Source organism: Pseudomonas sp. H9, assembly GCF_004353925.1.
Classification (GTDB): domain Bacteria; phylum Pseudomonadota; class Gammaproteobacteria; order Pseudomonadales; family Pseudomonadaceae; genus Aquipseudomonas.
In genome coordinates this window covers 24,963-38,299 of the sequence record NZ_SMOK01000008.1, presented here as the reverse complement: position 1 = coordinate 38,299, position 13,337 = coordinate 24,963, and the positions used below count along the sequence as shown (strand labels likewise).

The 13,337-nt window shown below is 60.1% G+C and carries 11 protein-coding genes; 5 read left to right on the top strand and 6 right to left on the bottom strand.

Annotated elements, in window-relative coordinates; all coding sequences use genetic code 11:
- Window positions 1–51 precede the first annotated feature (51 nt).
- A complete protein-coding gene (locus E1573_RS06380) occupies window positions 52–774 on the bottom strand; it encodes a UDP-2,3-diacylglucosamine diphosphatase (RefSeq protein ID WP_133211744.1) in 723 nt (240 codons plus the stop codon).
- A complete protein-coding gene (locus E1573_RS06375; RefSeq protein ID WP_133211742.1) occupies window positions 771–1,274 on the bottom strand; it encodes a peptidylprolyl isomerase in 504 nt (167 codons plus the stop codon). The genes E1573_RS06380 and E1573_RS06375 overlap by 4 nt, the downstream gene beginning before the upstream one ends.
- Before the next feature lie 236 nt (window positions 1,275–1,510).
- Here E1573_RS06375 and E1573_RS06370 point away from each other — a divergent pair, with 236 nt between their 5' ends.
- Together E1573_RS06370 and cysS are read left to right on the top strand one after the other, a co-directional pair.
- Window positions 1,511–3,214 carry a glutamine--tRNA ligase/YqeY domain fusion protein gene (locus tag E1573_RS06370; protein ID WP_133211740.1) on the top strand — a complete coding sequence of 568 codons (1,704 nt, stop codon included), beginning with the start codon at window positions 1,511–1,513 and terminating at the stop codon, window positions 3,212–3,214.
- A 9-nt stretch (window positions 3,215–3,223) separates the two neighbouring features.
- The gene (cysS, locus tag E1573_RS06365) at window positions 3,224–4,606 is read left to right on the top strand and encodes a cysteine--tRNA ligase (RefSeq protein ID WP_133211738.1); all 1,383 of its coding nucleotides are present in this window, start codon (window positions 3,224–3,226) and stop codon (window positions 4,604–4,606) included.
- Window positions 4,607–4,671: 65 nt separating this feature from the next.
- Here the strand turns inward: cysS and E1573_RS06360 are convergent, their stop codons facing one another.
- The 3 genes from E1573_RS06360 to E1573_RS06350 form a co-directional block, all read right to left on the bottom strand.
- A complete protein-coding gene (locus tag E1573_RS06360; RefSeq protein ID WP_133211736.1) occupies window positions 4,672–6,060 on the bottom strand; it encodes a HAMP domain-containing sensor histidine kinase in 1,389 nt (462 codons plus the stop codon).
- Entirely contained in the window at window positions 6,038–6,718 is a 681-nt protein-coding gene (locus tag E1573_RS06355; RefSeq protein ID WP_133211734.1) for a response regulator transcription factor, read from the bottom strand. Before E1573_RS06355 ends, E1573_RS06360 begins: the two co-directional genes overlap by 23 nt.
- An 803-nt stretch (window positions 6,719–7,521) precedes the next feature.
- A complete protein-coding gene (locus tag E1573_RS06350) occupies window positions 7,522–8,541 on the bottom strand; it encodes a branched-chain amino acid aminotransferase (RefSeq protein ID WP_133211732.1) in 1,020 nt (339 codons plus the stop codon).
- A 253-nt stretch (window positions 8,542–8,794) separates the two neighbouring features.
- Between E1573_RS06350 and E1573_RS06345 the strand changes: the two genes are divergently transcribed.
- The 3 genes from E1573_RS06345 (at window position 8,795) to E1573_RS06335 (ending at window position 12,813) form a co-directional block, all read left to right on the top strand.
- Window positions 8,795–9,331 (top strand): sigma-70 family RNA polymerase sigma factor, encoded by a 537-nt coding sequence (locus tag E1573_RS06345; protein ID WP_133211730.1) that lies wholly within the window; start codon window positions 8,795–8,797, stop codon window positions 9,329–9,331.
- The gene (locus tag E1573_RS06340; protein WP_133211728.1) at window positions 9,328–10,266 is read left to right on the top strand and encodes a FecR domain-containing protein; all 939 of its coding nucleotides are present in this window, start codon (window positions 9,328–9,330) and stop codon (window positions 10,264–10,266) included. The genes E1573_RS06345 and E1573_RS06340 overlap by 4 nt, the downstream gene beginning before the upstream one ends.
- 207 nt (window positions 10,267–10,473) lie before the next feature.
- Window positions 10,474–12,813 (top strand): TonB-dependent receptor, encoded by a 2,340-nt coding sequence (locus tag E1573_RS06335; RefSeq protein WP_133211954.1) that lies wholly within the window; start codon window positions 10,474–10,476, stop codon window positions 12,811–12,813.
- 199 nt (window positions 12,814–13,012) lie between these two features.
- On the opposite strand, the gene E1573_RS06330 is transcribed toward E1573_RS06335, so the two are convergent.
- Entirely contained in the window at window positions 13,013–13,318 is a 306-nt protein-coding gene (locus tag E1573_RS06330; protein ID WP_256659482.1) for a glyoxalase superfamily protein, read from the bottom strand.
- Window positions 13,319–13,337: the final 19 nt, after the last annotated feature.

Sequence of the window (13,337 nt, the reverse complement as noted above, 5' to 3'; positions counted from 1 at the left end):
TGCGGTGCATCAGTGAGATTGCATCGCGGGGCCAGCCCGCTCCTACAGGTTTCAGGGGAAAGCAAAAGGCTGCAGTTGAAACCCTTGCTCATCCACCTGCAGCGCCCAGCCCTGACGGTCCCAGTCACCCAGCACGATACGCCGCGCCGGTTGATCATCGACCATCAACTTGTGAATCGCCGGGCGATGGGTATGCCCGTGCACCAAAGTACGCACGCCATATTCGGCCATGATCCGTGGCACTTCATCCGGCGTAACGTCGACAATGTCGTTGGCTTTCATGCGCACCTGCGCCCGGCTTTCACTGCGCAGCTTGCGTGCCAGTTTCTGTCGGGTGCTCAGTGGCAGATGCCGGAGTATCCATAAACTGACCGGGTTGCGCAGGTAGCGGCGCATCTTCATATAGCCGACGTCCAGCGTACACAGGCTGTCGCCGTGCATCAGCAGCACCGACTCGCCGCCCAGGCGTACCACGCTGGGGTCAGCCAGCAGGGTGGCGCCTGCCGCCTTGCAGAAGGCGTCGCCGATCAGAAAATCACGGTTGCCGTGCATCAGGTAGACCTGCGTGCCGCTGTCGCTCAAGGCGCGCAGGGCCTGGCAGATTTCGCTTTGGAAGGGCGTCATCGCGTCATCGCCGATCCAGGCCTCGAAGAAGTCCCCGAGGATGTACAGCGCTTCGGCATGACGTGCCCGCCCGTCGAGCAGATCAAGAAACGCCCGGGTAATGTCCGGGCGTTCTTCTTGCAGGTGCAGATCAGAGATCAGCAGTATCACTCAATGATCTCGGCTTTCTCGATGATCACGTCTTCAACCGGCACGTCCTGGTGGCCGGCTTTGGAACCGGTGGCGACTTTCTTGATGTTGTCGACCACGTCGGTGCCTTCGGTGACTTTACCGAATACAGCGTAACCCCAGCCCTGCACGTTCTTGCCGGAGTGGTTGAGGAAGGTGTTGTCGGTGACGTTGATGAAGAACTGCGCCGACGCCGAATGCGGCTCCATGGTACGGGCCATGGCAATGGTGTACTTGTCGTTGCTCAGGCCGTTGTCAGCTTCGTTCTGAATGCTTGGGCGCTTGTCTTTCTTTTCTTTCATGCCAGGTTCGAAGCCGCCACCCTGGATCATGAAGTTACCGATGACGCGGTGGAATACGGTGTTGCTGTAGTGGCCAGCTTTCACGTATTCGATGAAGTTAGCCACGGTGATCGGGGCTTTTTCGGCGTTCAGTTCGATAACGATGTCGCCGTGATTGGTGCTCAGTTTAACTTTGGACATGCTGGAATTCGCTCTTTCAAGGCATTCGAAAAAGGGGTCGCGCAGGTTCGCGATACACACCTGACGCACAGTCTACAGCCCGCGATACGTTATTCGCGGCAGTTTTTTCGCGTTGCTTGCCGAATATCGCGCCAGTTTGTCGGCCCGACGCTGTCGGCAGCTCGACTGCTTCGGCTATGATAAGCGCTTTGATTCAGTCGGCCTACTCAGGCCGTGTACCCGTATTCAAGGATCCTATGAGCAAGCCCACTGCCGACACCGCTCCCAACGCCGCTGCCAAAGGCGCTCCCGCCGTCCCTGCGAACTTCCTGCGTCCGATCGTGCAGGCTGACCTGGACTCGGGCAAGCACAGCAGCATCGTCACCCGTTTCCCGCCAGAGCCGAATGGATACCTGCACATCGGCCATGCCAAGTCGATCTGTGTGAACTTCGGCCTGGCCCAGGAATTCGGCGGAGCCTGTCACCTGCGTTTCGATGACACCAACCCGGCCAAAGAGGACCAGGAGTACATCGACGCCATCCAGAGCGATGTGCAGTGGCTGGGCTTCCAGTGGACCGGTCCAGTGCGTTATGCCTCTGAATACTTCGACCAGTTGCATGACTGGGCAGTGGACCTGATCAAGTCGGGCAATGCCTACGTCTGCGACCTGACCCCGGAACAGGCCAAGGAATACCGTGGCAACCTGACCGAGCCTGGCAAGAACAGCCCGTTCCGCGAGCGCAGCGTCGAAGAGAACCTGGACCTGTTTGCGCGCATGAAGGCTGGCGAATTCAAGGACGGTGAGCGTGTGCTGCGGGCCAAGATCGACATGGCCTCGCCGAACATGAACATGCGCGATCCGATCCTTTATCGCATCCGTCATGCTCACCACCACCAGACCGGTGACAAGTGGTGCATCTACCCGAACTACGACTTCACCCATGGTCAGTCGGACGCCATCGAAGGCATCACCCACTCCATCTGCACCCTGGAGTTCGAAGGCCATCGTCCGCTGTACGAGTGGTTCCTGGAGCACCTGCCGGTGCCGGCCAAGCCGCGCCAGTACGAGTTCAGCCGCCTGAACCTGAACTACACCATCACCAGCAAGCGCAAGCTCAAGCAACTGGTCGATGAGCAGCATGTCAACGGCTGGGACGACCCACGTATGTCGACTCTGTCGGGCTTCCGTCGTCGCGGTTACACCCCGGCCTCGATCCGTAACTTCTGCGAAATGATCGGCACCAACCGTTCTGACGGTGTGGTCGACATGTCGATGCTCGAATTCAGCATCCGTGACGACCTTGACCGTACCGCGCCGCGCGCCATGTGCGTGCTGCGCCCGCTGAAAGTGGTCATCACCAACTATCCGGAAGGTCAGGTCGAGAACCTCGAACTGCCTTGCCACCCTAAAGAAGACATGGGCGTGCGTGCGCTGCCGTTCGCCCGTGAAATCTACATCGACCGTGATGACTTCATGGAAGAGCCGCCAAAAGGCTACAAGCGCCTGGAGCCGGCCGGTGAAGTGCGCCTGCGTGGCAGCTATGTGATCCGCGCCGACGAGGCGATCAAAGACGCTGACGGCAACATCGTCGAGCTGCGCTGCTCCTACGACCCGGACACCTTGGGCAAGAACCCGGAAGGCCGCAAGGTCAAGGGTGTGATCCACTGGGTGCCGGCTGACGCCAGCGTCGAGTGTGAAGTACGTCTGTACGACCGCCTGTTCCGCTCGGCCAACCCCGAGAAGACCGAAGACGGCGGCAGCTTCCTCGACAACATCAATCCCGATTCGCTGCAGGTGCTTACCGGTTGTCGTGCGGAACCTTCGTTGGGCCAGGCCCAGCCAGAAGACCGCTTCCAGTTCGAGCGCGAAGGCTACTTCTGCGCCGACCTGAAAGACTCCCAGCCGGGTCGCCCGGTATTCAACCGGACTGTGACCCTGCGCGATTCGTGGGGCAGCTGAGGAACGCTCGTGCTTACCATTTACAACACGCTTAGCAAGACCAAAGAAGTTTTCAAGCCGCTGGAAGGCAACAAGGTACGGATGTACGTCTGCGGTATGACCGTGTACGACTTCTGCCACCTGGGCCACGGCCGCAGCATGGTCGCCTTCGACCTGGTCACCCGTTGGCTGCGCTACAGCGGCTACGACCTGACCTATGTGCGCAACATCACCGACATCGATGACAAGATCATCAACCGGGCCAATGAAAACGGCGAGTCGTTCGACGCGCTGACCGCCCGCATGATCGACGCGATGCACGAAGACGAGCGCCGCCTGAACATCCTGCCGCCGGATCTGGAACCGCGTGCCACCGACCATATCGCTGGCATGCACGCAATGATCCAGACCCTGATCGACAAGGGTTATGCCTATGCCCCTGGTAATGGCGATGTGTACTACCGCGTCGGCAAGTTCGTCGGTTACGGCAAGCTGTCGCGCAAGAAAATCGAAGACCTGCGCATCGGTGCGCGCATCGAAGTTGACGAAGCCAAACAGGACCCACTCGATTTCGTCCTCTGGAAGGGCGTTAAACCGGGTGAGCCGAGTTGGGAGTCGCCATGGGGTCCGGGCCGTCCGGGCTGGCACATCGAGTGCTCGGTGATGTCCACCTGCTGCCTGGGTGAGAGCTTCGACATTCATGGTGGCGGCAACGACCTGGAGTTCCCGCACCACGAGAACGAAATCGCCCAGAGCGAAGCGGCCACCGGCAAGCAGTACGCCAACTCGTGGATGCACTGCGGCATGATCCGCATCAATGGCGAGAAGATGTCCAAGTCCTTGAACAACTTCTTCACCATTCGCGACGTGCTCGACAAGTATCACCCGGAAGTGGTGCGTTACCTGCTGGTGTCGAGCCACTACCGCAGCTCGATCAACTACTCCGAAGACAGCCTGCGCGAGTCCAAGGGCGCGCTGGAGCGCTTCTACCATGCCCTGCGTGGTTTGCCGCGAGTCGAGGCCAAAGGGGGCGAGGCGTACGTCGAGCGCTTCACCGTGGCGATGAACGATGACTTCGGTACCCCGGAAGCGTGCGCGGTGTTGTTCGACCTGGTGCGTGAAATCAACCGCCTGCGTGAGGCTGAGCCTGAAGTCGCTGCCGGCCTGGCCGGGCGTCTGCGTGAACTGGCAGGTTTGCTCGGTGTACTGCAACTGGAAGCCGATGACTTCCTGCGTGCCGGTGCCGAAGGCAAGGTTGATGCGGCTGAAGTCGAAGCCTTGATCCAGGCGCGCTTGCAAGCGCGCGCTGACAAGAACTGGGCAGAGTCGGACCGTATCCGCGACCAGATCACCGCCATGGGTGTGGTGCTCGAAGACAGCAAGGGTGCTACTACCTGGCGTCTGGCTGACTGACTGATCGCGGGGCAAGCCCGCTCCCACAAGGCCTCTGTGGGGGCGGGCTTGCCCCGCGATTTTTCCTAACCAGCGCCCCCAGTCCTGCAGTGCAACACCAGCTTCGCCCCGCCCAGCTCACTGGCGCCCACTTCCAGCACAAATCCATGCAAGTCAGCGATCGCCGCAACGATCGACAGCCCCAGCCCGAACCCTGAATGCCGGTGGCCTTCATCGCTACGGTAAAAGCGCTTCAGCACTGCCTCACGCTCTGCCTCGGGAATCCCCGGTCCGCTGTCTTCCACGGCAATTTTCAGCTCACCAACTTCACTGTTGGCAACCATGCGCACCAGACCACCCGCCGGGGTGAACTTGATGGCATTGCTCAGGAGGTTCGACAACGCTTCGAACAGCAGCTCGCGGTCGCCGTTGAGTGCGGGCACTTGCGTCGGCAGATCAAGGTCCAGGCGAATGTCGCCATCTTCAGCCAGCGGTAGGTAGAAATCGTGCAATTCCACCAACAGGGCGTGTGGGTCCAGTTCGACGAACCCGGCACGGCGCTGGCGGTCTTCCAGTTCACTGATGCGTAGCAACCCGCGAAAACGCGCCATCAAGGTGTCCGTTTCACCAATGGCCTGCTCCAGTGCCTGAGCCTGGGGTGAGTCATCCCCGGCCTGCTGGCGGATGCGGTACAGCTGGGCGCGCAGGCGGGTCAGTGGCGTGCGCAGGTCGTGGGCGATGTTGTCGCAGACACCTTTGACCTCATGCATCAAACGTTCGATACGGTCGAGCATGGCATTGACGATGGCCGCAAGCATGTCCAACTCGTCGCGTCGCTGCGACAGCGGCAAGCGCTGGGTCAGGTCACCTGCAACGATCTGCTCAGCGGTGGCCTGGATGGCGCGAATGCGTTTGAGTGGGCGGCGACGCAGCAAATACCAGCCAGCGATGCCGGGGATGATAGTCAGCGACAAGCCCCAGAGCAGGGCATGCAGAATGATACGGGTGACCACAAACAGCGAGCCATTGTCGCGCACCAGCACCAGCCAGCGGCCATCGCGCACCTTGATGGCTACGGCGTCGCAGCTATCGCGCGGCAGGTGCGGGTCGTCGGCATCCAGGCAACGGCCCAGTTCATGGATCTTGCCGTCCAGGCCCAGATCGGTGGGTACCTGACGAATCTGCCCGCCCAGCGGATTGAACTGAGCGTCGAACAGGCCGTAGGCATCGAAGCTGCGTTCTTCAAAGGCCTGGCTGGCAATCAAAGCGTCGTCCAGCTGCTTGCCACTCATGTGCCCGAACAGGTGCTGGCGCTGCAGCAGTGAGTGGCGGGTGAGTTTATTCAAATAACCGGAGACTTCGAAGTACAGCACTCCCATGAGAATGCTGCTCCAGGCTACAAACAAAAAACTGTACAGCGCCAGCAGGCGGCTGGTCGATGAACTCCAGCCTTTAGACGGGTTCGGCAATGGCATAGCCCGAGCCCCGCACGGTCCGAATCAGCGGGGTTTGGCCAGCAGCATCGATTTTCTTGCGCAAGCGCCCGATATGCACGTCGATCAGGTTGGTGCCTGGGTCGAAGTGATAGCCCCAGACTTCCTCGAAAATCATCATCCGCGTGATCACCTGACCGGCGTGGCGCATGAGGTATTCCAGCAGCTTGTATTCGGTGGGGAGTAGGTTCAGTGATTGCTCGCCGCGTTTGGCTTCATGGCTGATCAGGTCCAGCTCCAGGTCGGCGACCTGCAGGCGGGTCTGGGCCATGGGCACACTGTTGCGGCGCAGCAGCACTTCCACACGGGCCGCCATTTCGTCGGAGGCGAACGGTTTGGTCAGGTAATCGTCGCCGCCAGCGCGCAGGCCGCGCACCCGTTCGTCGACATCCGACAGCGCGCTGATCATCAGGATCGGTGTGGCGATTTTCAGGTTGCGCAGGGTGGTGACGATGGTCAGGCCATCGAGCTCGGGAAGCATACGGTCCAGGGTGATGAGGTCGTAGCCTCCGGCAATGGCCTTGGCCAGGCCTTCACGGCCGTTGTCGGCCCAATCCACTTCCAGGCCGTGGCTGGAAAGCTCGGCGACGATCTCCTGAGCGGTCACAGCGTCGTCTTCGATAGTCAGTACGCGGGGCATGCTAATACCTGGGGGCGAGTAGAGACTTGATTGTGCCAAAGAATAGGCGGTGGCCGGGTTAAAGAAAAATTCATGTTTGTTGTGGGCGTTGTTGGCTTGGTAGGGGCGCTTGGTATTGTGGGCTTATCCGTTTGGTGTGGTGGCTGTGGTGGCCCCTTCCGCCCTTACGGCGGGTCCCTTTTGTCTTGGCAAAAGGAACCAAAACCGCTGGCTCCTGCATCCGGCCCTACGCTGCGCTCCGGGTCCCCTCGCTCCGGCACCTTCCAGGCCCGCGCGGCCTACGACTTGCTTCGCCAAGTCTACATCTCGCGCCTTCGGCATAGCCGAAGGGTGCTGACGCACCTGGCCCTCCAGGCACCTCCACTCGGCCTCCTGAAGTCGCTAAGTTACGGGCGGCGTCTGGGCGGGAGTATCTCCGATAGCTACAAGCTACAAGCTACAAGCTTCTGCGTGCGCGCAAGTCCAGGCGCCGCAGTCTGCGACTTCAGGAGGCTGAGTGGAGGTATTGCGGAGTGAGGTGACGGGCAGGAGCCCGTCAAGCGCTTCGGGCCATGGATGGCCCGTTAGCGCGGTCCTCGCGGGAGCAATGCCGGAGGGAGGGGACCCGGAGCGCAGCGTAGGGCCGGATGCAGGAGCGAGCGGTTTTGCCTACTTTTTCCAAGAAAAAAGTAGGCCGCCGTAAGGGCGGAAGGGGCCAGTGGAGCCACCACACCCAATGGATAAGCTCACAACTCACAAAGCCATGGCCATAAAAAAGGGCATGCCATCACTGGCATGCCCTCCATTCATCGCTTGATAACGGTTCAGGCGACTTTGACGATCCAGCCCGCTGGGCCTTCGATGTCGCCACTCTGAATACCGGTCAGCTCGTTGTAGAGCTTCTGGGTAACCGGGCCGACTTCAGTTTCGCTGTAGAACACGTGCAGCTTGCCTTGGTACTCGATACCGCCGATCGGCGTAATCACGGCTGCAGTACCGCACGCACCGGCTTCGCTGAACTGGCCGATCTTGTCGATCAGTACGTCACCTTCGATCACTTCCAGGCCCAGACGCGATTGCGCCAGCTCCATCAGCGACAGACGGGTGATACCCGGCAGTACCGACGGCGATTTCGGGGTGATGAATTTGTTGTCCGCGGTGATCCCGAAGAAGTTGGCCGAACCGACTTCCTCGATCTTGGTGTGAGTCAGCGGATCGAGGTAGATGGCGTCGGCGAAATGGGCCTTCTTCGCTTCGGCACCCGGCTGCAGGCTGGCGGCATAGTTGCCACCGACCTTGGCCGCACCTGTGCCTTGTGGGGCGGCGCGGTCGAAGCTGGAGATCTGGAAGTTGTGCGGCTTCATGCCGCCCTTGAAGTACGAGCCGACCGGAATGGCGAAGATCGAGAAGATGAACTCCGGCGCGGTGCGCACGCCAATGTTGTCACCCACGCCAATCACGAACGGACGCAGGTACAGGGCGCCTTTGCCGTGCGGCGGTACGAAACGCTCGTTGGCCTTGACCACTTGCTTGCAGGCCTCGACGAAAGCTTCGGTCGACACTTGCGGCATCAGCAGGCGAGCACAGCTGCGCTGCATGCGCAGGGCGTTCTGGTCAGGGCGGAACAGGTTGATCGAGCCATCCTTGCAACGGTAAGCCTTCAGGCCTTCGAAGCATTGCTGGCCGTAGTGCAGGGCAGTCGAGCCTTCGCTGATGTGCAGTACGTTGTCTTCAGTCAGGGTGCCCTGGTCCCACTCGCCGTTGCGGAAGTAGGACAGGTAGCGCTTGTCGGTCTTGATGTAGTCGAAGCCCAGCTTGTCCCAGTTAATGCTTTCGTTACTCATGGCACCCTCGAATCGGTTTGCATATGCCTGAACGCTCAGGCGTGTGTTATTGCGCACGCAGCCACGATAATACATCCCGTGCGGATCGGGAACGCCCAGTCATAGATTGGACCTTAGTTGCAGGCAAAATCTTTGCGTTGATGGCAGCGCAGTGCCCTGGGCCGCGATTTGTGCAAGATTTGCAGTGCGATGATTGCTGTTGACGCATGGCTCGTTTAAATTGCGATTAATTCTCAGTCGCGTATTTATTGCTATGTCCGCTCCCAGTGCTGCCCCTTTGCCGAGGTTAACCATTGGCGCCTTGTACAGTGACCATCATCGTTGGTTGGTGGGCTGGCTGCGTTCGCGCCTGGGCTGCTCTCAGCAGGCGGCAGATTTGGCGCAGGACACGTTTGTTCGCCTGCTGGTGGCCGATCGCGCTCAACGCCTGCAGGCGCCACTGCAGGAACCGAGGCATTTTCTGGTCACGGTGGCCCGCCGCGTTATGGTCGACAGCTTTCGCCGGCGTGCGGTGGAGCAGGCCTATTTGCAGACGCTGGCCGAGCAGCCGGAAGCCTTGGTGCCTTCGCCGGAAGATCAGTTGATGCTGATACAGGCGCTGCAGGCCATCGATGCCATGCTCGATGGCTTGGGTGCCCGCACCAAACGCGCGTTTTTGCTGTCGCAGCTGCAAGGTATGGATTACAAGTCCATCGCCAGCGAGCTGGGGGTGTCGGTCAGTTCGGTGACCAAGTACGTCGCTCGGGCCACCGAGCACTGCTTGTTGTATGCGCTGGAGCATGGCTTGTGATCAGTGCCGAGCAGCGTCAGGCTTTGAGTGAAGCGGCCGACTGGTATGCCCGGCAGCCAAGTCATAGCGCGCAACTGCAACAGCAGTGGCAGCACTGGAAGCAACGCAGCGAAGTCAATGCCTGGGCCTGGCAGCGGGTGGAGCTGTTGCAGGCACAACTGGCCGGCGTCGATGGTGCGATGGCCGGCAAGGTATTGGCCCGTGCCACACGTATGCCGCTTGATCGGCGCACATTGCTGCGCTGCCTGCTGCTGGGCCTGGGGGTAAGCGCGCTGGGATTAAGTGGCTATCGGCAGGCGCCGGTGTGGCTGGCCGATGTCCGTACCGAGCGCGGTCAACGGCGAACCCTGAATTTGGCCGATGGCAGTCAATTGACCCTCAATACCTCAAGTGCCGTCGATGTGCAGTTTGATGCCCAGGCGCGCCGCGTTGTACTGCTCCTGGGCGAAGTGCTGATCGAAACCGCCAAGGATGCCCGACCCTTCTATGTGGTCAGTGCCCAAGGCCAGATGCAGGCCTTGGGTACCCGGTTCATTGTGCGCCAATACGAGGGCAGTACGGATCTGGCGGTGCTTGAACATGCCGTGGCGGTCAGTATCCACAATGCTCATCCAGCGCAGCGCATCGAAGCCGGGCAAGGCGTGCGTTTCGACAGCGCGGGCATCGTTGCGCGGCGTGCGTTGCAGAGCGGTGAGGGTGAATGGGTCAAGGGGCACCTGCTGATTGACGGTTGGCGCCTGGATCGTCTGTTGGCAGAGTTGGGCCGCTATCGACCGGGCTATCTGGGCTGTGCTGAAGAGGTGGCGCACCTGCAACTTTCGGGCAGCTTCCCGCTGGATAACACTGATCAGGCACTTGCGGCTATCGCCCGTGCTGTGCCCGTCGACATCCGCCAGCACACACGCTTCTGGACACGTGTGATGCCTCGCGCTTGAGGGACATGAAAAAAATTGCACGGGCATTGTCGATTTCACACAGTTGGTACGACTCCCATGAACAAGATTAATTCTCGTTCATAGTTCGAAACAGGAGTCAGCATGTCCCGCGTCACTCATCCCCCGGCCACCCGGCCGCAACAGGCATTCGTGAAAAAGCCATTGGTCGTGGCGTTGCTTGGCGCTGCGCTTCTGGCGTATGGCGGTATGCTCCAGCCCTTGCTTAGCAGCAGCGGGCAGGCGAGTGCTGCCGAACAGCAGCGCCATTACGAGATCGCAGCCGGGGCGTTGGGTGAAGTGCTCAGCCGCTTTGCCGGTGACGCGGGCGTGGTGTTGTCGTTTGACAGCAGCCTTACGGCGGGCCGTCAGAGCCCAGGCCTGGTCGGCAACTACAGTGTCGATCAGGGATTCGCTCTGTTGCTCGGTGGCAATGGCCTGGTGGCGGTGCGCAATGTGGATGGCAGCTACTCGCTGTTGGTCAGTGGCGACGGCCAGGCAATGGAGCTGGGCGCGATCAGCATCTCCGGCAAGGCGCCGGGTTCGACCACCGAAGGCACCGGGTTGTACACCACCTATTCGTCAAGCAGTTCGACGCGCCTCAACCTCACCCCCAAAGAAACCCCGCAATCGCTGAGTGTGATCACCCGCCAGCGGCTGGATGACCAGAAGCTGAACGACCTGACAGAAGTGATGGAAGCCACCACGGGAATTACTGTGACCCGGGTCGGCGTTGGTGCAGAGAATGACACCTACTGGTCGCGCGGCTTTCAGATCAACAACTTCGAGATCGACGGCGTACCCACCGCCTCACGCCTGGACGTGACCACGCAGAACACGGCCATGTATGACCGGGTCGAAGTCGTACGCGGGGCAACAGGCTTGATCAGTGGCTCTGGCACCCCGTCGGCCACCGTCAACTTGATTCGTAAGCGTCCGACTGATGAACCGCAGCTGAGCTTCACCTCCGAGGCCGGTAGCTGGGATCGCTATGGCGTGGGTATGGATGTCTCCGGGCGCTTGACCGAGAGTGGTAATGTGCGCGGCCGCTTGGTGCTCGATTACAAGGATCAGGCCTCTTGGATCGATCATCTGAAAAGCGAAGGGCAATTGGTATACGGCATCAGTGAGTTCGATCTGAGCGAGTCGACCTTGCTGACTTTGGGTTTCAGCTACGTGAAGAACAACGTCGAACGCCCGCTGCGCACCGGTTTCCAGACTTTTTTCAGTGACGGCAGCCGTACCGATTTCAGCCGTTCAGCCAACAGTGCGCCGGAGTGGGCCTATAACGACCGGGCGCTGACCAACCTGTTCGCTTCGATCGAGCAGCAGTTCGACAACGGTTGGAGCGCCAAGCTGGAAGTCGGCCATTCGCAGAACGAATTCGACGAACTGATCAACTACATGAACGGCTCTATCGACCGCGAAACCGGTAGCGGCGCTTTCCTGTATCCCAACCGCTGGTCAGGCAAACCGCGCCAGGACAACGTCGATGCTTACCTGACCGGGCCGTTCAGCCTGTTCGGTCGCGAGCATGAGCTGATCACCGGCCTGACGTTGTCGCGCTACCGCGAGAACACCCCCAACCATGGTGGCTGGTTCGGCCCCTGGACCGGCTATGACGGCACCATCGACAACATCTTTACCTGGGATGGCAGCGGCCCTCGGCCTGATACCACGCCGATTGGCAAAACCTACATCGAAGAGAAGCAGTACGCCGCCTACATGACCGGGCGCTTTAACCTGACCGACGCCACTCACCTGATTGTCGGTGGGCGAGTGACTGACTGGAAGCGTACCAACGATGTACGCACCTACGCCGACCCAGCCAGTGACAGCAAAGATGAAGAAACCCGCAACGGTGTATTCCTGCCGTATACCGGCCTGGTCTACGACCTGACCGATCAGTGGTCGGCCTATGCCAGCTACACGAAAATCTTCAACCCACAGTATTACGGGATCGAGGACGTCAACGGCAAACCGCTGGATCCACAGGAAGGTACCGGCTACGAAGTGGGGGTCAAGGGCAGCTTCAATGAAGACCGGCTCAATGCCAGCCTGGCACTGTTCAAGCTCGATCAGGACAACCTGGCCGTCTATGTGCAGGACAACTATTACAAGGCTGAGCAAGGCACCACCACCAAAGGCGTTGAAATGGAACTCAGCGGTGAGTTGAGTGAAGGCTGGCAGGCGTCGGCTGGCTATGCCTACAGCGTCAGTACCGACAGTGACGACAACCGCATCGTGACGCAGATACCGCGTCATGGTCTGAAGACCTTCACCAGCTACCGCCTGCCTGGCGCCTGGGATCGGCTCACCGTCGGTGGCGGGGTGAACTGGCAAAGCAAGACCGGTCAGGACCTGCACACCCACACCCAGGGCAGCTATGCGCTGACCAACCTGATGGCGCGTTACCAGATCGATGAGCACCTGAGTGCTTCGTTGAACGTCAACAACCTGTTCGACCGGGAGTACTACAGCTTTGCCGACAGCTGGAGCGTGTACGGCGCGCCGCGCAATTTCATGGCCAGCCTGAAATACACGTACTGACCAACGGTATAGGAACGGCATTGACCTGCCTGATACCTCGGCGCAGTATGAATTCAACACGATTTGCCTGCTGACCTCGATGCGTACCACGACCACCGCCAATCGCGGGGCGGGTACCGATGATTCACCCTTAGGCAGTAGGTAAAACAAGGCCCCGCCCAGCAATGGACGGGGCCTTGTCTATTCTGGCTCCGGAAACTCAGCCTTCGATCTGCTGACAAAAACGCAGTCGGTTGCCGAACGGGTCAGCGATCTCCATCTGCAATCCCCAGCCAACGCTGACGGCTTCTGGCCGCGAATAGCCATAGCGTTTGGCGACCAGTTCGTTCTGCAGGGCGATGATGTCCTCGATCCGGGCAAACACCGTCGAACCCAGCGTGGCATCGCCATGATGCTCGCTCAGGTGCAAGATCAAACCGTCGCGGTGTTTCCAGGCCAGATAGAACTCCTTGGCTTTATCGGCCGAACAAAATGCGCAGAACCGGGATGGCGGGGCGAGGTGCATGCTGGGTGGGGGCTGTCCG

Excerpts from the sequence above, each read along its gene's own strand:
- E1573_RS06375 (WP_133211742.1), bottom strand. The coding sequence starts at position 1,274 with ATGTCCAAAGTTAAACTGAGCACCAATCACGGCGACATCGTTATCGAA.
- E1573_RS06370 (WP_133211740.1), top strand. The coding sequence starts at position 1,511 with ATGAGCAAGCCCACTGCCGACACCGCTCCCAACGCCGCTGCCAAAGGC.
- E1573_RS06360 (WP_133211736.1), bottom strand. The coding sequence starts at position 6,060 with ATGCCATTGCCGAACCCGTCTAAAGGCTGGAGTTCATCGACCAGCCGC.
- E1573_RS06355 (WP_133211734.1), bottom strand. The coding sequence starts at position 6,718 with ATGCCCCGCGTACTGACTATCGAAGACGACGCTGTGACCGCTCAGGAG.
- E1573_RS06350 (WP_133211732.1), bottom strand. The coding sequence starts at position 8,541 with ATGAGTAACGAAAGCATTAACTGGGACAAGCTGGGCTTCGACTACATC.
- E1573_RS06345 (WP_133211730.1), top strand. The coding sequence starts at position 8,795 with ATGTCCGCTCCCAGTGCTGCCCCTTTGCCGAGGTTAACCATTGGCGCC.
- E1573_RS06335 (WP_133211954.1), top strand. The coding sequence starts at position 10,474 with ATGCTCCAGCCCTTGCTTAGCAGCAGCGGGCAGGCGAGTGCTGCCGAA.
- E1573_RS06330 (WP_256659482.1), bottom strand. The coding sequence starts at position 13,318 with ATGCACCTCGCCCCGCCATCCCGGTTCTGCGCATTTTGTTCGGCCGAT.